16 protein-coding genes are annotated in these 19,646 nt (G+C 46.0%); 9 read left to right on the top strand and 7 right to left on the bottom strand.

What is annotated here, in order from left to right:
• Window positions 1–290: 290 nt before the first annotated feature.
• Window positions 291–2,111, top strand: coding sequence for a translation elongation factor 4 (gene lepA, locus MINF_RS01695; RefSeq protein ID WP_048810041.1), 1,821 nt, complete (start codon window positions 291–293; stop codon window positions 2,109–2,111).
• Window positions 2,108–3,247, top strand: coding sequence for a signal peptidase I (lepB, locus tag MINF_RS01690; RefSeq protein WP_012462718.1), 1,140 nt, complete (start codon window positions 2,108–2,110; stop codon window positions 3,245–3,247). The genes lepA and lepB overlap by 4 nt, the downstream gene beginning before the upstream one ends.
• Here lepB and MINF_RS11335 read toward each other — a convergent pair.
• A complete protein-coding gene (locus MINF_RS11335) occupies window positions 3,244–3,414 on the bottom strand; it encodes a hypothetical protein (protein WP_187146957.1) in 171 nt (56 codons plus the stop codon). The two genes, lepB and MINF_RS11335, sit on opposite strands and share 4 nt — an antisense overlap.
• A gap of 615 nt (window positions 3,415–4,029) precedes the next feature.
• On the opposite strand from MINF_RS11335, the gene MINF_RS01685 reads away from it, so the two are divergent.
• The 3 genes from MINF_RS01685 (at window position 4,030) to MINF_RS11575 (ending at window position 6,002) form a co-directional block, all read left to right on the top strand.
• On the top strand, window positions 4,030–4,662 hold the full coding sequence (locus MINF_RS01685; RefSeq protein WP_012462715.1) for an IS607 family transposase: 633 nt from the start codon (window positions 4,030–4,032) through the stop codon (window positions 4,660–4,662).
• A 4-nt stretch (window positions 4,663–4,666) separates the two neighbouring features.
• The gene (locus MINF_RS11580) at window positions 4,667–5,038 is read left to right on the top strand and encodes a helix-turn-helix domain-containing protein (RefSeq protein WP_079200403.1); all 372 of its coding nucleotides are present in this window, start codon (window positions 4,667–4,669) and stop codon (window positions 5,036–5,038) included.
• Window positions 5,039–5,171: 133 nt separating this feature from the next.
• On the top strand, window positions 5,172–6,002 hold the full coding sequence (locus MINF_RS11575; RefSeq protein ID WP_202943644.1) for an RNA-guided endonuclease InsQ/TnpB family protein: 831 nt from the start codon (window positions 5,172–5,174) through the stop codon (window positions 6,000–6,002).
• Between the two features lie 44 nt (window positions 6,003–6,046).
• Here MINF_RS11575 and MINF_RS01675 read toward each other — a convergent pair whose 3' ends face one another.
• Window positions 6,047–7,735: a formate--tetrahydrofolate ligase gene (locus tag MINF_RS01675; RefSeq protein WP_012462713.1), complete on the bottom strand. Its 1,689-nt coding sequence runs from the start codon at window positions 7,733–7,735 to the stop codon at window positions 6,047–6,049.
• Window positions 7,736–7,880: 145 nt separating this feature from the next.
• On the opposite strand from MINF_RS01675, the gene MINF_RS01670 reads away from it, so the two are divergent.
• From MINF_RS01670 to MINF_RS01655, 4 genes are all read left to right on the top strand, one after another.
• Window positions 7,881–9,791 carry a cytochrome c biogenesis protein ResB gene (locus MINF_RS01670; protein WP_012462712.1) on the top strand — a complete coding sequence of 637 codons (1,911 nt, stop codon included), beginning with the start codon at window positions 7,881–7,883 and terminating at the stop codon, window positions 9,789–9,791.
• Between the two features lie 39 nt (window positions 9,792–9,830).
• Entirely contained in the window at window positions 9,831–10,886 is a 1,056-nt protein-coding gene (pheS, locus tag MINF_RS01665) for a phenylalanine--tRNA ligase subunit alpha (protein ID WP_048810040.1), read from the top strand.
• A 49-nt stretch (window positions 10,887–10,935) separates the two neighbouring features.
• Window positions 10,936–13,659, top strand: a complete 2,724-nt coding sequence (ileS, locus tag MINF_RS01660; RefSeq protein WP_012462710.1) for an isoleucine--tRNA ligase — start codon at window positions 10,936–10,938, stop codon at window positions 13,657–13,659.
• Window positions 13,660–13,880: 221 nt separating this feature from the next.
• Window positions 13,881–14,786, top strand: coding sequence for a hypothetical protein (locus MINF_RS01655; RefSeq protein ID WP_012462709.1), 906 nt, complete (start codon window positions 13,881–13,883; stop codon window positions 14,784–14,786).
• 154 nt (window positions 14,787–14,940) lie between these two features.
• Here MINF_RS01655 and MINF_RS01650 read toward each other — a convergent pair whose 3' ends face one another.
• From MINF_RS01650 to rpsB, 5 genes are all read right to left on the bottom strand, one after another.
• Window positions 14,941–15,900: an NADPH:quinone reductase gene (locus MINF_RS01650; RefSeq protein ID WP_048810039.1), complete on the bottom strand. Its 960-nt coding sequence runs from the start codon at window positions 15,898–15,900 to the stop codon at window positions 14,941–14,943.
• 42 nt (window positions 15,901–15,942) lie between these two features.
• On the bottom strand, window positions 15,943–16,608 hold the full coding sequence (gene thiE / locus MINF_RS01645) for a thiamine phosphate synthase (RefSeq protein WP_012462707.1): 666 nt from the start codon (window positions 16,606–16,608) through the stop codon (window positions 15,943–15,945).
• A gap of 8 nt (window positions 16,609–16,616) precedes the next feature.
• On the bottom strand, window positions 16,617–17,981 hold the full coding sequence (gene accC, locus MINF_RS01640) for an acetyl-CoA carboxylase biotin carboxylase subunit (RefSeq protein WP_048810418.1): 1,365 nt from the start codon (window positions 17,979–17,981) through the stop codon (window positions 16,617–16,619).
• A gap of 167 nt (window positions 17,982–18,148) precedes the next feature.
• Complete coding sequence (gene tsf, locus MINF_RS01635; protein WP_012462705.1) at window positions 18,149–18,754, bottom strand: translation elongation factor Ts; 606 nt, start codon at window positions 18,752–18,754, stop codon at window positions 18,149–18,151.
• A gap of 108 nt (window positions 18,755–18,862) precedes the next feature.
• A complete protein-coding gene (rpsB, locus tag MINF_RS01630; RefSeq protein WP_012462704.1) occupies window positions 18,863–19,603 on the bottom strand; it encodes a 30S ribosomal protein S2 in 741 nt (246 codons plus the stop codon).
• Between the last annotated feature and the right edge of the window lie 43 nt (window positions 19,604–19,646).

Below are 19,646 nucleotides of genomic sequence, written 5' to 3'. Positions count from 1 at the left end.
CTTTAGGATAGAACGACTTCTTTTAATCTATCTTAGTTGAGAATAACACGGAATGGGGCAACGGGCAAAAACGGGGGGGGAAAGGCTCTACAAGAGATTTGAAAAGGCCAAGGCATGAAATAGCTCTTGTCCTGCTCCTAGGTTAGGCTATGGTTAATACGGTTTGCTTACTCTTCGTGGTTGAAAAAAAGATTTTGCTGGAAAACGATCTCATGCCTGGTTAAGAACGTATCTTTCTTTTAGGTTTCTGCCTTGTCAACTGGATAAAAAGAATGGGAAGGGGTTAAATAATGGAAAAATTCCCTAGAGAAAGAATCAGGAACTTCTGTATCATCGCCCATGTTGATCATGGGAAAACGACTCTTTCGGACAGGCTTCTGCAAATGACGGGAACGGTCGCCGAAAACAAGATGAAAGAACAGTTGCTGGATTCCATGGATCTTGAAAGGGAAAGGGGTATTACCATCAAAGCCCATCCCGTAAGCATGATCTATTTTTTCCCTGAGGATAAAACCCATTACCAGCTTAACTTGATCGATACTCCTGGGCATGTTGATTTTTCTTACGAAGTTTCCCGGAGCCTCTCCGCATGCGAAGGGGCGCTTTTGGTCATCGATGCCACGCAAGGAATTCAGGCACAAACCGTCTCTAACGTGTTTCTTGCCGAAAAACACAACCTTGTTCTTATCCCCATCATTAACAAGATCGATCTTCCCACGGCTAATGTCGATCTGGTAAAAAAACAACTCGAAGAGATACTGGCTATTCCTGCAGATGAAGCGATAGCCGCAAGTGCAAAAGAATGCATAGGTATCGATAAGATCTTTAAAGCCATTATACAAAAAATCCCTCCTCCGGCTTCTTTTCCGGATGAAACCTTAAGAGCACTGATTTTCGACTCCGTCTACGATCCTTACAAAGGAGTCATTCTCTACGTCCGGCTCTTTTCCGGGAAAATCAAAAAGGGGGATAAAATTCTCCTCTTATCTACAAGCAAGACCTACGAGGTTAAAGAAGTGGGGATATTTTGCCCGAAAATGGTTCCCGAAGAAGTATTGTACGAAGGTAATTCGGGATACATTATCGCCAATATCAAAAACCCTTCGGAAATTAAAATCGGCGACACGATAACTTGGGAAGTCGGAGGAACAACCTCTCCTCTCCCGGGCTTTCAAGAAATATCACCTATGGTTTTTAGCGGGATTTATCCCTTAAATTCTTCTGAATTTGAAAAACTAAAGAATGCTATTCAAAAACTACAGATCAACGATCCGGCCATCACGATTAGCCAAGAAAGTTCCGTTGCCCTAGGATCGGGTTTCCGTTGTGGTTTTTTAGGCCTTCTCCACATGGAAATCGTCCAAGAAAGGCTGAGAAGAGAATATGGAGTGGACATCCTCACGACTTATCCCAGTGTCGTTTATAAAGTGACTTTGCGTTCCGGTGAAATTATCGAAGTGGATAACCCTGCCAAGCTTCCCGATCCATCGACCATCGAACATATTGCTGAACCCTATGTCCAAGCCTACCTCATCGTTCCTTCTGAAAATATAGGTGAAATTATGCAACTGATCTCAGAAAAAAGGGGGAGTTGTGAAACGACCGAAACCCTGGATCAAAACAAGGTCATTATGCATTGTCTTTTCCCTTTGAACGAGATCCTTGTGGATTTTAACGACAAGCTCAAATCGATCACCCATGGGTACGGATCGATGGATTACAAACCCGCCGACTACCGGATAAGCGACCTTGTAAAACTCGATATACTTGTGAACGGAGAACCCATAGAAGCCCTTAGCTGTATAGTCCATTCTTCAAAAGCAGAGTCGCGAGGCAGGTCGATCATCCAGAAGTTGAAAGAAAGCATTCCCCGGCATTTGTTTAAAATTGCCCTTCAAGCGGCCGTAGGAAGCAAAATTTTAGCTAGAGAAGACATAGGAGCTATTGGCAAAAATGTCACCGCAAAGTGCTATGGAGGGGATATTACAAGAAAAAGGAAACTTTTGGAAAAACAAAAAGAGGGCAAAAAAAGGATGAAAACATTTGGAAAAGTGGATATTCCCCAAGAAGCCTTCCTGGAAATTCTTAAAACGGATACTAAACAACTATGAGCTTTTTGTTTCTCAAGAACAGAGATCTTAATAGAAAAAAAAATAAAAAAATCGCCCTCCAGTTTTTGAAGGATTTTCGAAGAAAACTGCATTATCGCAGGGATTTGCTTGACGAAGCCAAGGTCAAAAAAATCCTCGATTATCTTCAAAAACTTGAATCGGCGATCCGCAGCCCACAACAAAACCTGGAAGCCGTTCTCAACGATGGTGAAAAGTTATACCGATCGATTTTTACTGAATCGAAATGGTCTGGATTTAAAGAAAATATAGAAGTGCTGTTTGTAGCCTTGGTCGTAGCCCTTGCCATCAGGGCCTATTTTCTGCAGCCCTTTAAAATCCCTACCGATTCCATGAAACCCACCCTCTACGGGATCCAAGTTAGCGCAAGGAATGAACAGCCCCCCCATCTGCTGCGGAGAATTTTAGACTTTTGCATCCTCGGAAAAAGCTACCACAACCTTTCTTTAAAACGAGGAGGAATTCTCGAAAAAATTGAAGGTAAAAAATTCCTCTTTTTTGAATATTCAAAACTGACTTTTGAGAGTGGTGAAAGCGCTGTTCTTTGGACGAGTCCTCACCTGCTCGAGTACAAGCTCGGAATTCGCCCGGGTATGACCTTTGAACCCAAAATGAATGTTCTGAACTTCGAGGTAGAAACGGGAGATCAAGTCCTCGTTAACAAATTCATTTATCATTTTCGATTTCCAAAAAGGGGAGAAGTCATAGTCTTTAAGACCACGGGGATAGAAGGGATCGAATCCAATCTCCGGCTTCAAGGAATAGAAGGTTCTCAGTACTATATTAAAAGATGCGTGGGCATTGCCGGAGACGTCCTTCAAATCAGGCCTCCCTACTTGTCGATCAATGGTTCCATAACAGCTCCCAACCCGATGATGGCTAAAATCGAGTCACAAAAAGAGGGCTACCAGGGTTATGTCATTTTACCCAATCAACAATACTTGGTCGATCCCAGTGAAACCTATACCGTCCCCCCTCTAAGTCTTTGGGCAATGGGAGATAACAGTCCGGATAGCCTAGACAGTCGGTTTTGGGGACCCGTTCCAATGCAAAATATAGTCGGAACGGGGTTTATCGTTTACTGGCCCTTCAGCAAAAGATGGGGAATCATCCGTTAACAGAAAAGGTTTGCAATGAGGGATAGCAGGGCTGATAAAAAGAAAACGATAAAAGCTCTCCTTTTTTTCTTCTGATAGTAACTCCAGACGGCAAATCCAAGGCCAGCTATAGCCAGGGCCGAAGCTGTTGCTGCCCCAAGACAGAGAGTGCTTGCTGCTAAGATCATAACGTTGCTACCGTTTTTTAATTTTATTTTATTTCTCCATAACGAATAAAGTCATCAATGCCTTTTTTTAAATATAATTTCTTTTAAGCTCGATGTATAAGCCCCTGCTTCTTTCTCCCGAAAAGGGCAAAACGGAAAAGACCGAGGTAGATTTCAAAAAGAAGCTTGTTGTTTTCCCGGTAGCCAGGATCAACCTTCTTTGTGTTAAAGCTTGTATCCCCTAGTTTTTCCCGGAGATAAATCCCAACGGCAAAGGGCCTTCTTTCTCCTGAAACTTTTGAAAACAGCCGGGCTAAAAAGCGAGCCTCTTTCAGAGGACTCCTAAGAAAAAGGAAAAACTCTTTTGGGCTATTCCCTCAAAAAAAGCGGGGGAAAAAAGCTACTCTCTTTTACAGTACAGCCATCCCGTTTCTTTTGAGAATGTCCCAGTGAACAAAAATGAGTTTTGGACCGGTTCATGGGCTAGCCCTTTTTCTTTCCCTTGTTTTGCCTTCTCAGCTCTTATCGCAAAGGGAAGACCCAGGTCTTTTACCGATCCTTTCTTATCCCACCAAAGAGGTTAAGGAGAAAAACTCTAGTATTGCAAATAGTGCGTAATGGTGTATTATGTAGGGCATGGAAAGCACCATGAGCACGGGCCGGGCGGCCAAGCTGCTGGGGGTCTCGGTCAAGACCTTGCAGCGATGGGAGCGTGAAGGCCGACTAATTCCTGCGGCGCGGACCGACAGCAACCGAAGGCTTTACACCGAATCACAGCTTCGTGATTTTCTCGGCCTGCGCCATGCGGTGTCCGAGCCGACGCGGCTCATCGCGTACTGCCGCGTCTCCAGCGCCGCACAGAAGCCCGATCTTGTTAATCAGCGCAAGGTGCTGGAAGAGTTCGTGGTGGCAAAGGGACTGGCGAACGTCGAGTTCATCGAAGAGGTCGGTGGCGGACTGAACTTCAAGCGCAAGCGCTTTTTGGAACTCATGGACGCCATTGGACGGCGAGAGGTCAAAACCCTGATCCTTGCCCACCGCGACCGGCTCACCCGGTTTGGCTTCGAGTGGTTCGAGCATTTCGCCAGTAGGAATGGGTGCGAACTTCTCGTGCTCAACCAGGAGCGGCTGTCGCCCGAACAGGAAATGGTGCAGGACCTGATGACCATCGTGAATTGCTTCTCGTCCAGGCTCTACGGTTTGCGCAACTACCGAAAAAAGCTCAACGAAGCGCTGAAGCTGGACGCGACCAACGCGACACAGGTGTGAAGCCGTGCAACTGACCCACAAAATCGCCCTTCGTCCGACGCCCGAGCAGGCAGACTACTTTGCCCGCGCCTGCGGCACCGTGCGGCGCGTCTGGAACTGGGCGCTGGACGAGTGGAAGCGCCAGTATGCCGCCGGGTGTAAACCCAACGCGATGGCGCTCAAAAAGCAGTTGGGCGCCATCAAGTACCGCGACCCGCAGTGGCTCGACGAGGACGGGCAGCCGTGGTTCAAGACCATCCATCGGGACGCCCACGCGCAGCCCTTTGCGTACCTGGGAAAAGCCTGGAAGCGCTACTTTGCCGACCGCAAAGCGGGCAAACCGGTGTCTGAACCGCAATTCAAGAAGAAAGGCCGCTGCCGCGACAGCTTCGCCTGAGCCAACGACAAGTTTCGGGTCAGCGGTAAGACGATTCGCCTGCCCAAAGTGGGCGAAGTCGCCATGGCCGAGGCGCTGCGCTTTGAGGGCAAGATTCTCGGCGCCACCGTCTCTCGCACGGCGGATCGCTGGTTTGTGGCGAGCCGTCGTCGAAGTGCCAGACCGCATATTCCATCGCCGCCGCACGGGCGATGGTGTTGTGGGCCTTGACTTTGGCGTCAAAGCAGCAGCCACCCTCTCAAGTGGCGAAGCGATTGATGCTCCCAGACCGTTGAAAGCCGCTCTGCGCCGATTGAGAATCCGTAGCCGACGCTTAAGCCGCAAGATCGAAGCCGCCAAGGTTGCCGCCGGATTTGCTCCTCAAGCTCGTCTGCCCAAAGGCACCAAACTTCCCGTCTCCAACAACCGCAGGAAGTCTGCTGCGACATTGGCAAGGCTGCACGCCCGCGTTGCCAATGTCAGAGCGGATTTCACCCACAAGCTCACGACCCGGCTCTGCCGTCAAAACCAAGCGGTGGTGATCGAGGATTTGCGCGTCAAAGGCATGTTGGCAAACGACCGACTGGCCCGTGCCATCAGCGACGTGGGCTTGGGGATGTTTCGCGAGCAGATCGAGTACAAGGCGAGGCGCTACGGCACGCGGCTCATCATCGCCGATCGCTGGTATCCGAGCAGTCGCCTGTGTTCGGTTTGCGGGTGGAAGAACGAGGCGCTGACGCTCAAGGATCGGAGCTGGACGTGTCCCGAGTGCGGCGCGCGCCACGACCGCGACTTCAACGCGGCGCTCAACCTCAAACGGCTGGCAACCGCAACTGCCCTACCCGTGGCGAGTCTGTCTGGCAACAGCGGCGCTGCGGCAGAGATGGTCTCTGCCGTAGTCGGGAAAGTTACGCCTGTCAGAGACGATTCCGTTGAGGAATCGGGGCAGGAAGAGAACAGTGCGCACCTTTGCGCACGTTTTTGATAGCAGAAAAACTCTTATTTCCCAAGAAAAGTCATTTTCAAAATTCAGATCGTTCCGATCACCTTTCCCTCCTCATCAATATCCATGGAGCTAGAGGCAGGGACCTTAGGCAATCCAGGCATGGTATTGATTTCTCCACATAAAACAAGGATATACTTTGCCCCGGCAGCAACTCTAAGCTCCCTGACGAACAACTCATGCCCTTCAGGTGCACCTCGCAACCGGGGATCAACAGAAAAGGAATATTGGGTTTTCGCCATGCATACAGGCAATTGATCCAGTCCTTGCCGTTCAATAACTCTGATTTCCTCTTGCGCATGAGGGTGCAAAGCAATGCTTCCTGCCTTATAAACATTCAGGGCGATTTTTTCTATTTTCTTTATTAGGGGATCCCCGTCAGCGTAGGTAAAATTCAACTTGCAATTTAACTGCCTGCTCCTCTCTAGAACCCTCCGAGCCAGCTCAACAGCTCCCTCTCCTCCCTGGGCCCAATGATTGCAGACGGCAAAAGGATAACCCAATGAACCTAACCTTTTGCCCAACCAATCGATTTCCTCGCCGCTATCGGCTGAAAATCGGTTTAATGCCACCACGGCAGGAATACCCAAAACTTCTTCCACAATTTGAATGTGCCTCAAAAGATTGGGGAATCCTTTTTCCAAGGAGTAAAGATCTCTTTGGTTTAAACAATCCAAGGTCATTCCTCCATGAAACTTCAAAGCCCTGACCGTTGTAACAATCACCGCGCAATCGGGCTTTAATCCACTCTGCCTGCATACGATATTGACGAATTTTTCTCCTCCAAGATCGCTCCCAAACCCGGCCTCCGTGACCACCCAATCAGCCAGCCTCAATGCCGCATTCAACGAGACGACTGAACTACATCCATGGGCGATATTGCCGAAAGGGCCGCCGTGCACAAAAGCGGGATTGTTTTCCAAGGTTTGAACAAGATTAGGCTTAAATGCATGAACCAGGAGAACGGACATGGCCCCGGCAGCTCCAAGCTCCTCGGCGTCAATATTTTTATCATCCCTCCCTCTACCAATACAGATGTCGGCTATTCTTTGCCTTAAATCCTTGTAAGATTGGGCAAGACATAAAATCGCCATCACCTCGGATGCGGCCACGATATCGAAAAAAGAGAATCTCGGGAAAGATTTTTTACTTTCTAGGCCAACAAGTATTTTTCGCAGCGCCCTATCATTGATATCTACAACCCTTCCCCATGAAATTTTTCTAGGATCAATGCCTAAATCATTTCCATGATAAAGATGATTATCGATCAAAGCAGCCAAAAGATTGTGGGCAGCAGCAACGGCTGCAAAATCCCCGGTAAAATGAAGGTTAATCTCCTCCCTTGGGATAAGTTGTGCCAGTCCCGATCCTGTAGCCGCACCCTTGGCTCCAAATACAGGTCCCATTGAAGGTTCCCTCAAGCATAGGGCAGCTTTTTGACCTAACCGGCTTAACCCATCCGTAAGGCCAATGGCCGTAGTCGTTTTCCCCTCTCCTGCGGGAGTAGGAGTTGTAGCGGTGACCAAAACAAGCTTTCCCCGTCTTGGGCGGCAAAAAAGCTCTTTTAGATACTCCCAAGATATTTTTGCTTTAAATGCCCCGTAACGTTCTAAGGCATCGTGGGGGATCGATAATTTTTTGGCAACCTCTTCAATACCCAAAGGTTTTTTTTCTCTCGCTATCTTTAAATCTGAAGACAAATTTTTTTCTTTCACTCTTTTTAGCCGCTTAAATCGTCAGCCCTAGTTGAAAAAAACCTTTTTTTTTATAAAATTAGCTATTTGTCTTTTACAACAATTCTTTTTTAAATGTAAATTCCATTAAATTTTTTTGTATTTAATGTAAAAGAGTGTAAGAATCGTGAGACTTTTTAGCCCCTTATCCGAAGTTGAACGGAAGAAGCTGATAGAGGAAAGGAAAAAATCTTCGACCTTTTGGAAAATCATCCATCTTTTAGGTTCTCTGAGATTGGCTATCTTCCTTCTCTTGTCAATAGCTTTCGGTTGTGCCATTGCCACTTTTTTAGAATCCAGATTGGACACCCAGGTGGCCCAATTTTACATTTACAAATCTCCCTGGTTTTTCGGCTGGCTTATCTTGCTTTGCGTGAACCTCTTTGCGGTTACATTGACAAGAATTCCCTGGAAGAAACGACACCTTGGATTTATTGTCACCCACTACGGTATTATTATCCTTTTGATGGGTGCCCTCGTTGGACTAAAAAAAGGGTTTGAAGGATTCATAACCCTTGAAGCCGGGGATGCTCCTAGTAATCGACTCGCCACTAAAGACACCGTCCTTTTAGTTAAGAATCCCATTCTCAATGAAATTGAGGAATTTCGATTCCCCGCCGAACTATGGAAACCCTCGCCAAAATCACCTCGCGCGCTCAACATCCCCGGGACCGGGTTAAAGTTTTACGCCGATGATTATGCCCGCGAACTTTTCCTTTCTGAAGATATAACCAAAGAACCCAATTCGGAAAGTTCGGGGGTTCTCATCGAATTGAAAAGCAAGATGGCGAACCAAGCTGTCCGTTACGTGCTTTTGAAAAATGATCCATCAAGGGGAGCTGAAGACTTTTTTGGCATGGCCAGGCTAGAAATGAAAGACCCTTCTCCAGCCGAGGAGATGAGTTTTCATGAATCAGCCGTTCTTTTTGCCAATGCCCCTGATCAATCCGTCATTCATGCCCATGAAGGGGTAAGTTCAAATTACCGTTACTTTCTTTTGTGGGACAATCCCGCCGTTGCCAACCGGTCTCTTTTTGTGGTCCTCATCGGCCAAGATGGAGAAAAAAGAACTTGGCCCTTGAATGAAATCATCCATAAGACGGTGGACCTACCTGGAGAGGCAAAAATGGAAGTGGCCGAGTACTGGCCTAATTTTTCTCTAAAAGAAGGCAAGCCCACCTCCCTCTCCGGAGAACCTCTCAATCCCGCTATTCTTGTTCACATTCATTGGCAAAATGACCGAAGGGCAAATTTAATTTTTAGGTTGTGGGATTCGCCGGATGGAATAATCAACTACCAGTTGCTGCGAAAGGGAAAAATCTATCAAGAAGGTCAAATCGAGCGGGATAAACCCCTTTCCTTGGGATGGGGAGATTGGTCGGCCACGCTGCTTAAATTTGAACCTCGGGCAAGTATCAAGAGGGAGATTCAAAAGATAAAACCGGCCGAATCCGCTGTCGCCCAACTTCTTCCTTCCGGTCTCCACTGCTGGATAGAAGACAAAAAAACAAAAGAGAAAACCCAACCCCTGTGGATTCTCTCAGGATATCCCCAAAGCTTTGTTCTCGACAATATCCCTCTTCAAATTAGTTTTGGTTTTAAGACAATAACCTTGCCTTTCAGGGTCAGCCTCGAGAAATTTGAAGTGCCCCGCAATGAAGGATCCGATTCTCCATCGGATTTTATAAGCACCCTTAGATTTGAAGATCCCCAAACGGGGAAAACGGTCATAGGCAAAGCCCACATGAATTATCCCGCTTCTTTCCCCGGGGGGTTATGGAGATCAGTTTTGGGACTCAACTACAAGTTCTCCCAATCTTCCTGGAATCCTCAAGATTTAAATGAGAGCACGCTCCAAGTTCTCTACGATCCAGGATGGCCCCTGAAGTGGGTTGGTTCTTTAATGATTTGCCTAGGCATATTAACGATGTTTTTGATCAGTCCCAAGCCTCCCGTAGTCCTGGATAAAGATACAAAATCCATCCCCAAGGATGAAAACAGTTCTTGTCAGCCCACTACTCCGCGTTCTATTTCTTGATTTCCTTTCCCAGCAGAAAACCAGAAATCGAAAACAACCATGCAGCAACAATTGGAAATTTTAGAAAAAAGTTTTTTAGAAGAAATCAAGGCCGTTTCCAAAAAAGAAGAGATTGAAGCTATACGGATAAAGTACTTTGGACGCAAAGGCCTTGTTCCTTCGCTACTGGAAAAGATCGGTCAAATGCCCAGGGAACAAAGACCGGAATGGGGGAAAAAACTCAACGAACTCAAATCAAGGTTGCTTGAGGCTCTACAAGAAAGGGAAAAAGAAATCCTTGCCGAAGCCTCGGCTTTCTTGTCTTCCAGCTTTTCTTCCTTTTCTTTTTTTGATCCTACCTTGCCGGGTAGGCCTATCCAGTCGGGCACTCTCCATCCTATTTCTATCGCGTTAAAAAAAATTTTTGAAATTTTTAAAAGGATCGGTTTTACCCTTGAAGAAGGTCCGGAAATAGAAAGCGAATATAACAATTTCGACGCTCTGAATATTCCCTTGGGACACCCTGCACGAAACGAACAAGATACCTTTTACCTTAAAGAAAAGGTGCTCCTCAAAGACAACTCTCCGGGAAAATTGCTCCTTCGTCCCCAAACATCTCCTGTCCAGGTTAGGGTCATGAAAAACAAAAAACCTCCCATTCGCATTATCGCCCCGGGAAGGTGTTACCGCAGGGATGAAATTGATGCCACCCATTCCATAGTTTTCTATCAACTCGAAGGATTAGTCGTCGATAAAGGCATCAGCCTTGCCGATCTCAAGGGAACCTTAGAATATTTTTTTAGGGAGCTTTTAGGAAGTCAGCTTCAGTTTAGGTTCCGACCCCATTATTTTCCCTTTACCGAGCCTAGCTTCGAGGTGGATGGGGCTGTCCACTCCCTTGAAGGGAAGGCCGTCAAGTGGTTGGAATTATGCGGTTGTGGCATGGTCCATCCCAAGGTATTTTTAAACGTAGGTATAGATCCAGAAATATACTCGGGATTCGCCTTTGGATTCGGCATAGAAAGATACTTAATGGTCGCCCACAAGGTGCCGGATCTCAGGTTATTCACCGAGAACGACATCCGGTTTTTAAAACATTTAAGTCCTTCTTTTTAAAGAGGAAATTTCAAACATTAAACTGAATCAAGTCAAAGGGAGTCTTTCCATGGATTACAGCTTAACCGTGTTATTACCCAAAACCGACTTTCCCATGAAAGCCAACCTTCCCCAAAGGGAGCCTCATTGGATTGAGGTTTGGGAAAAAGAAAAGGTCTACTCCACTCTTTTAGAAAAAAGGAAAAATTGTCCCCAGTTTATCCTTCATGACGGACCTCCCTTTGCAAACGGTAAAGCTCATATGGGAAGTGGGCTTAATAAGATACTCAAGGACATAGTTCTAAAATCTAGAAACATGCTTGGTTTCCAATGTCCCTATATTCCAGGTTGGGATTGTCATGGACTTCCCATTGAACACAAGGTGATGAGCGAGTATCCCGCCCTTGCCGCAGATCCCCTGTCCATTCGAAATAAATGCAAGGAATATGCCCGTTATTGGATAGAAATACAAAAAGAACAATTTAGGCGGTTAGGGATCCTGGGTTCATGGGATAATCCCTACATTACCATGGATCCCGGCTACGAAGCTGCCGAGTTGAGGCTTTTTGCAGAGCTTGTCGAAAAAAAATGGGTTTACCGGGGACTACGCCCTGTTTTTTGGAGTGTAGGATGTAGAACAGCCCTAGCCGAAGCTGAAATTGAATATCAAAAAAAGGAAGACATCGCCATTTACGTGGAATTCCCCGTGGGAGAAGAAGAGCTCAAAAAAGCGGGACTGCCTCAAGGAACTTCTTTCCTTGCATGGACGACCACTCCCTGGACACTTCCGGCAAATTTAGCCTTGGCGGTGAGCCCCGATCTCTCTTATGAACTGAGGCAGGTCGGAGGGAAAAAGTTCATCGTTGCCGGCAAGCTTGCCGAATCGATTCCCGGATTTTCTCATTCTGTTGTTCTCCTCTCTTTCCCCAGCGGCCAAAATCTTGAAGGGCTCAAATACAACCATCCTCTCCTCCCTAGAGAAGGAGTAGTGTACACGGCTGATTTCGTCAGTGGAGAAACGGGCAGTGGAATAGTCCATATCGCCCCGGGACACGGGATGGAGGATTATCAACTCGGCATGGTTCATGGACTGGAGGTTTATTCCCCCGTAGACGATCAGGGAAGGTTTACGAAGCAGTGCGGAATAGAAAAGATCGTGGGATTAAGCGTTTTTGAAGCCAACAGCATCCTTTGCGCCATGCTCAAAGAAAAAGGGTTGCTCTGGGCAAAATATCCTTACGTTCATGATTATCCCTTTTGCTGGCGTTCCAAAACCCCCATCATCTTTCGATCTGTTCCACAGTGGTTCATTGCAATCGAAGCTTTCAAGTCCCTGGCGCTCAAGGAAATCGAGCGCGTCAACTGGATCCCCTCTCGAGGGGAGAACCGGATAAAGGGAGCCGTGGAAAGCAGGAAAGATTGGTGCATCTCCAGACAAAGATACTGGGGGGTTCCCATTCCCGCTTTTTACAAAAAAAGCGGAGAAGCAATCCTGGATCCCAGCATCATAAGACGGTTTGCCGATAAGGTAGAAGAAGAGGGAACTGACCTATGGTTCCGGTTAGAGAGTAAAGAACTCTGCCAACTTCTCGGTCTTGCTCCCTCAGAAGATCTCGTCAAAGGCTTGGATACGCTCGATGTCTGGATAGATTCCGGTTCGAGTCATTACTCGGTCCTAAAACCGAGAGGAGAAGATCCCGCCGATCTCTACCTGGAAGGAAGCGATCAACATCGGGGCTGGTTTCAATCTTCTCTTCTTTTAAGCGTCGCCTCGAAGGGAAAAGCTCCTTATAAATCTGTCCTTACCCATGGTTTTGTCGTTGATCTCGATGGGAAGAAACTTTCCAAGTCTTCGGGAGCAAGGGATCTTTCCGAACAGATCCAAACTTACGGAGCCGATCTATTAAGACTTTGGGTTGCCAGTGAAGAGTACGCCGAAGATGTTCCCTTCTCAAAGGAAATATTTAGCCGGTTGTCTGACTCTTACCGGTTGATCAGGAACTCCTTAAGGATCCTTCTTGGGAACCTTCATGATTTCAATCCTCAAGAGCAGTCGCTTCCAGATGACCGACTTCGGGAAATCGATCGGTATTTCGAACTTTGCGTCAATAAACTCGTCAAAAAAACAAAAGCTTTTTATGAAAACTACGAATTTTCACAAGTTTACCAAGCTTTAACCCGTTTTTGTTCAGTGGAATTATCCAGTTTTTACATCGATATTCTCAAGGACAGGCTCTACTGCGATGGACAAAATTGGCTTTCGAGAAGATCCGCCCAGACCGTCTTGTATAGAACTTTTGAATGCCTCGTCAAACTTCTTGCGCCGATTCTTCCCTTTACCACCGAAGAAGCATGGCGGGCTTCAGGGAAAACCTCCTCCATCCATTTGGAGCTCTTTCCAGAAGAGAGGGAAATCAAAGAGGAGGAAAAACTGCTCAAGCGCTGGGAAAAAATATTACAACTCCGGGACCTTGCCAATCGCGAACTGGAAAAAGCCCGGAAGCAAAAAATGATCGGGAAAAACCTCGAGGCAAAATTAATCCTCTTCACGGATGACTTTGAGGCGGAAGACACCGCCCTTTTAACCGAAGTTTTCTTGGTTTCCCAGCTTGAAATTATCAGGTCTTCTAAAACGGAAATCCTCGTGGAAAAAGCCTTGGGAAAAAAATGTCCCCGGTGCTGGAAGTTTAGCCTCTTTGCCCAATCCAACAGCGATCCCCAATACCCCCATGTTTGTCCCAGGTGTTTAAAAGTCCTTAAAGGACTGCCTGAATCCTTCTTGGTTTCCGATTAAAAAATAAAAAAGAAACTTTTACAAAAAAGTGTTGATTAATGGATAAAAAATAAGCTAAGTAAGTATTTGCTTTCAACGGGTGAAAAAAAATAAAAATTTGGTGAAATATTTTTGAAATTTGTTTGACAATTAACGGATTTTTTGAAAAAAAGAAAACTTACAGAACAGGATAGCATGACTAAAAGTGTTATTCAAATCATGAAAAAGAAGGAGGAAAAACTATGAAGAGGAGGAAAACTCTCCGTTACTTGATAGCTGCAATGAGCGTATGTGCCTTTGCAATTACACAACCCTTGCGAGCGGGAATCGAAGAGGGAGATAATTCGGCTTCCCCATCGAATGCTTCTGCAGATCTTACGAGCTCCGGCGGCGATAAGGAAATGAAGGAAGCCAGCAAAGAAATGAAGGAGCAAAAGGAAGTATCCAAGGAAGAAGCTTTTAGGCCAAAAGAAGGTCTTTATGCCGGTCTCTATGGGGGTGCGGGCTACATGGATACGAATAACTACAATTCGAATTTCAGCTCCGGTTTATTCGGTAACGGCCAGTTAGGAGGAAATTGGCAGTGGGTTGGGGGTGTTAAAGTAGGATACCAGTGGAAAGGATGGGAGCTTGGAGACAATCTTTCCGGTAAAGGATGGTACTTGATGCCCGCCGCAGAATTTGATGGCTTTTACATCGGTAATTCGCAGTCGGGTTCAGGATTTACCGGTGTTGCCACAGGTCCAATGACCATCGCAGCAGCTTCAACCAATACCGGCATGCAGCTGAACATGGGGATAATGACCATCAACGGGTTAATCAAGCTGGTGACCCCGTGGAAATTTGTTCCGTACATCGGTATGGGTGTCGGTGGTTATTATTTGTCGGCAAGCAACATCAGCCAAAGTGTTGCTGGCCATGGTATTGTTAACGGGGCGAGCACAACCGATGGCGGGTTTGTGTTTACTCCGATAGCCGGTTCTGAATACTACTTAACCAAAGAACTGAGCGTGTTCGTGGAATTTAAGTTCCTTTACATGAACAATCCCATTCTGAATTACGGAACGGCAATTGGCAATGAGTCCATGCACTTTGGACAAATGCTCAATTACATCGGGGTGCTCGGTGCTAAGTATGTATTCTGGTAAAATTTGAAGTTTTATATCAAGGGCTTCCTTCGGGAAGCCCTTTTTTTTGCCTATAACTTGGATTTTTTTAGAAAAGATGCTTCTCCGTGACTTTTGCGTTCACTGCTGCTTGATCATCGAGGAGGGCAAACAGGACAAGGGAGAAGAATTTGAATCAGGTAACGAGGATGATTTTTCCGGCTGCTCCGGGCTTTAGGATCATCTCGTGGGCTAAAGAAGCTTTTTCCAGGGGAATCTCGGCTCGAATAACAGGCCTGAGAGTATTATTCATCAGCCCGGCTTCGATAGCCGAAAAAATGGATTTCCTCTGGGTAGGGGTGGCTAGAAAAAGATTGACCCCGATAAGCCTAGCTTCCTTCCTCAATATATTTCTAGGGTCGATTTCTATTCTTCCTCGGCTGCCAATGACAACGATTTTCCCCCGATCGGCCACCAGGGATAAATCCTTTTCCAGGTTTTTATTCGCCAACATTTCAAGAATAATTTCCACACCTTGGTTTTTCGTATAGTCCAAGATTTGCTCAACGTATCCTTCCTCATAATGGTTAAAAACCTTTTCCGCTCCCATGCCTAAGACCAATTCCCTACCCTGCGGGGTCCCGGCCGTAGCCAGTATGCTTAACCCATGGCTTTTAGCCCATTGCACGGCGGCGATCCCCACTCCTCCACTTGCGCCGTGAACGAGAACCGACTGTCCCGCCTGGGCTTCGGCACATTGAAACAAGCCGTGATAGGCGGTAGCATAAGGACTGCCTATTGCCGCCCCTTGAGAGAAAGAAAGACTTGGGGGAAGTGCAAATACATGGCTTTCCGGGCAGACGACATATTCAGCATAACTGCCCATAACACCTTGAAAAAATACCCTTTGTCCTTTAGGAAACTTCGACACTCCTTCTCCTGCTTCTTCAACTATGCCCGCTCCATCAATCCCAGGAACAAAAGGAAGGCTTTTTTGATAACCAAAACTACCCGCCCTTATGTAGGTATCTACGGGGTTGACCCCCGCGGCTTTGACCGCTATCAGGACCGAATCCTTTTGAACTTCAGGTTTGGCAATCTCTTTGTATTCAAGAACCTCGGGTCCACCAAATCGGGATACAACAATGGCTTTCATCAATCTATGATTATTCTTCTAAAGATCGGCATGAAAAAAGAGTCAAGCCCAAAGCCCTTTTAGGGACAAAAGGTTTTTCATTTGCCTGCAAAAAAGGGGAATATCGGCAGCCTTTAAAAGGGCTGAAACCATGACAACCCTATCCGCGCCGGCGTCCAGGACCTCATGAATATTTTCCTGGTTGATACCTCCGATAAAAAATACCGGCTTTTTAATCTGCTGCTTTACCCTAGGTATAGCTTCAAGACCCAAGGGAAGATAATCCGGTTTGGTAGGGGTTTTAAAAATCGGGCCACAACCGATATAATCGGTTTGCTCGGAAGCAGCTCTCAATGCCTGCTCAAGGGAATGGGTAGACTTTCCAATCAAAAAGTTATCGCCTAAATAGCTTCTCGCTTCTGAAATGGGCATATCCTCTTGGCCTAAATGAACTCCATCGGCCCCACTTTCCAAGGCAACATCGGGATGGTCATTGATAATAAAAAGGATATCCGCTCCCCCCAAAAGGGGCTTTATTTCCAGCGAAATCCTTAATATCTCCTTTTTATCCTCCTTCTTTGCCCGCAATTGCAAAATATCGACCTTCCCTTCTACAAGTTTACGGGCAAAGCTTGCCGCCTGGGATGGAGGGACATAACCCAAATCTAAAATCCCATAAAATCTAGCCTGGCTTAAAAGGTATTTTTTCCTCAGATAACCTTGAATCATCCTTTGTTTTAAAATTCATCCAGGGATTTTTTAGCTGCAAGAATTTTATTTAAAAGATTGACCGTGTATTCACCCCGTTGGAAATCGGAGTGCTGAAAAACGGATTTTCCAATCGGCACGGTTGTTTTTACTCCTTCAATCGTTATTTCCTCCAATGCCCTTCTCATCCGGATTATAGCTTCTCCCCGGGTATTGCCCACGGCAATTAACTTTACAAGCATCGAATCATAGTAGGGGGAAATTTCCAAGCCTTGGTAAAGATGAGAATCGATCCGTATTCCCGGTCCACCGGGAAAATGGAGAAAATCAATTTTGCCTGCACAAGGTCGAAAATCTTGGAGACCGTCCTCCGCATTGATCCGAAACTCTATAGCATGTTTCTTAGGCTCCAGTTCCTCCCATTCCTTTCCCAAGGGGTAACCAGCAGCCACAAGAATCTGTTCCTTGACAAGATCAACGCCATAAACTTCCTCGGTGACGGGGTGTTCGACTTGAATCCGGCAATTCATTTCAATGAAATAAAAGTTGCCAAATTTATCGACAAGATATTCAATGGTTCCCACCCCCTCATAATCAACCGATTCGGCAAGTCGAACACTTATCTTGCCCATTTTTTTTCTTAAGATCGGGTCAACCACGGGGGAAGGGGATTCTTCAACAAGTTTTTGATTTCTGCGTTGCACAGAACAATCCCTTTCACCGACATGAAAAATTTTACCCTTGGTATCGGCAATAATCTGGAATTCCACGTGTCGAGGATCCTCAATGAGTTTTTCAATGTATATGCTGCCATCTCCAAAAGACTTTTCAGCCTCAAGCCTCGCCGCAACAAATCCCTGGACCAAGCTTACATCGTTGTGAGCAATCCTCATTCCCCTTCCTCCCCCTCCGGCCACAGCCTTTATAATAACCGGATATCCAATCTGGTGGCTGATTTTCAAAGCTTCCTTTTCAGATTCCACCACCCCCTCGCTTCCGGGAACCACGGGAACTCCTGCCTTGCGAGCGTGGAAGCGGGCCATGACTTTATTACCCATTTTTTTCAAGGTAGCCGCTTTAGGCCCAATAAACTTGATGTTACAGTTGGCACAGATTTCAGCAAAATGGGGATTTTCGGCTAAAAAACCGTAACCGGGGTGAATCGCATCCACATCCCCAATTTCTGCGGCGCTGATTATCCTATCCATCCGCAGATAGCTTTCCGTAGCCGGCCCCTTGCCAATACATATCGCTTCATCGGCAAGTTGAACATGAAGAGATTTTTCATCCACATCGGAATAGACGGCAAGAGTTTTAACCCCCAGATCCCGGCATGCTCGAATTATTCTTAGTGCGATTTCACCTCGATTAGCGATTAAGATCTTATTGAACATGTCCAGGCCCAAAATCTATAGAGAAGCACAAAATAAATAACTCTTTTTTTAAGCAAATGCTAATCCTATAGAAAGAAAAACGAAAATCAAGATTTCAAAACAAGATTTTTCCTTCCCGAAGGGATAAAACCGCCAGTGGATTTTGGACCAGGGAGCAAAGATCCATTTTAATTTTCTATCTCCTCCCCCAACTGAAATCTCACGAACCTGCGAACAACAATATTTTCGCCAATTTGGGCTATGCGCTGGCAGATCAGATCGCGAACAGTTATGCTTTGATCTTTTACAAAGGGTTGTTCAAGCAGGCAACTGTCCACGATGAATTTTTCGAGTTTCTCCTGCACGACCTTATCCAGGTCCTCCTTGTTTTGTCCCTTTAATGATTCGATAATCTTTTGCCTTTCCTCGTCGAGTACCTCCTTGGGGATATCCTCCTTGGAAAGGAACCTGGGGCTTGCCGCTGCAATCTGGATCGCTACTTCTTTAGCTAACTCCTTGAATGTGGGTGTCCTGGCGACAAAATCGGTTTCACAGTTTACTTCGACAAGGACACCAATTTTATCTCCAGCATGAATATAAGAAGCAATGACCCCTTCGGGCGTCAGCCTCTCGGATTTTTTCTTGGCTTTGGCTATCCCCTGCTGTCTTAGCCACTTTTCAGCTTCATCGATGTCGCCTTTGGAAACTTCTAAAGCTTTTTTACAATCCATGATTGCTGCTCCCGTTTTCTCCCGCAGTTCTTTGACAAGATGTACAGATAGAGAGTTCGCCATATTCCTCCTTAGATCATTTCTTTCTCAAAGTTTTAGGTAGAGCAAAAAGAAAAGGGGCAAGCTTGTAATCCACTCCGACGGCTTTCTTTAATGCATCATGAAAAATCACTAGGAAGTCAAAGATTCTTTTTCAGAAAGAAGAGGAGTATTTTCCTCAGGTAAAGACAACCCAGCTTCTTTTTTTCCTTCTATTATAGCCGCATTAATTTCTTCAAGAATTGTTCTTATAGACCTTATCGAATCGTCATTCGCCGGAATAGGATAGTCGATATTTTCAGGGTTGCCATTGGTATCTACAAGGGCAACGATAGGGATGTTTAATTTTTGGGCTTCCGATACCGCGATTTCTTCCCTGACAACATCGATCACGACGATCGCCGAAGGAAGCTTTTCCATGTCTTTTATTCCATCCAGGCTCCGGTGAAGCTTTATATTTTCTCTTCTTAGTTTCGATACTTCTTTCTTCGGAAGCCTCTCCATCGTCCCGTTTTCTTCAAGCTGATCTATCCATTTCATGCGTGCAATAGACTTCCGAATAGTTACCAAGTTGGTCAGAGTGCCCCCAAGCCACCGGTAATTGACGTAGAATGAACCGCTTTTGCGGGCAACCTCCTCTACGATTCTTTGCGCCTGCCGTTTGCAACCCACAAAAAGAACCTTACCCCCTTCAAAGGAAACTTTTTTAAGAAAATCACAAGCCCCTTTTAAATAATCCATTGTCTTTTTAGGGTCGATCAAATGAATTCCCCCCTTAAGACCAAGAAGAAAGGGGGCCATTTTAGGGTTCCACCTGTCCTTTTTATGCCCAAAATGGGTACCCGATTTGATAAGATCTTCTAATTCTACCATGTTTTTTTAAGTTAAAGTTAAAATTTAAATTCTATAGAAAACT

This window comes from Methylacidiphilum infernorum V4 (assembly GCF_000019665.1).
Classification (GTDB): Bacteria; Verrucomicrobiota; Verrucomicrobiia; order Methylacidiphilales; family Methylacidiphilaceae; genus Methylacidiphilum; species Methylacidiphilum infernorum.
This window is presented reverse-complemented; position numbering and strand designations above follow the sequence as displayed.

What these genes read in the sequence shown, in the direction of transcription:
- lepA (WP_048810041.1), top strand. Translation starts at nt 291, where the DNA reads ATGGAAAAATTCCCTAGAGAAAGAATCAGGAACTTCTGTATCATCGCC.
- lepB (WP_012462718.1), top strand. Translation starts at nt 2,108, where the DNA reads ATGAGCTTTTTGTTTCTCAAGAACAGAGATCTTAATAGAAAAAAAAAT.
- MINF_RS11335 (WP_187146957.1), bottom strand. Translation starts at nt 3,414, where the DNA reads ATGATCTTAGCAGCAAGCACTCTCTGTCTTGGGGCAGCAACAGCTTCG.
- MINF_RS01685 (WP_012462715.1), top strand. Translation starts at nt 4,030, where the DNA reads ATGGAAAGCACCATGAGCACGGGCCGGGCGGCCAAGCTGCTGGGGGTC.
- pheS (WP_048810040.1), top strand. Translation starts at nt 9,831, where the DNA reads ATGCAGCAACAATTGGAAATTTTAGAAAAAAGTTTTTTAGAAGAAATC.
- ileS (WP_012462710.1), top strand. Translation starts at nt 10,936, where the DNA reads ATGGATTACAGCTTAACCGTGTTATTACCCAAAACCGACTTTCCCATG.
- MINF_RS01655 (WP_012462709.1), top strand. Translation starts at nt 13,881, where the DNA reads ATGAAGAGGAGGAAAACTCTCCGTTACTTGATAGCTGCAATGAGCGTA.
- MINF_RS01650 (WP_048810039.1), bottom strand. Translation starts at nt 15,900, where the DNA reads ATGAAAGCCATTGTTGTATCCCGATTTGGTGGACCCGAGGTTCTTGAA.
- thiE (WP_012462707.1), bottom strand. Translation starts at nt 16,608, where the DNA reads ATGATTCAAGGTTATCTGAGGAAAAAATACCTTTTAAGCCAGGCTAGA.
- accC (WP_048810418.1), bottom strand. Translation starts at nt 17,981, where the DNA reads ATGTTCAATAAGATCTTAATCGCTAATCGAGGTGAAATCGCACTAAGA.
- tsf (WP_012462705.1), bottom strand. Translation starts at nt 18,754, where the DNA reads ATGGCGAACTCTCTATCTGTACATCTTGTCAAAGAACTGCGGGAGAAA.
- rpsB (WP_012462704.1), bottom strand. Translation starts at nt 19,603, where the DNA reads ATGGTAGAATTAGAAGATCTTATCAAATCGGGTACCCATTTTGGGCAT.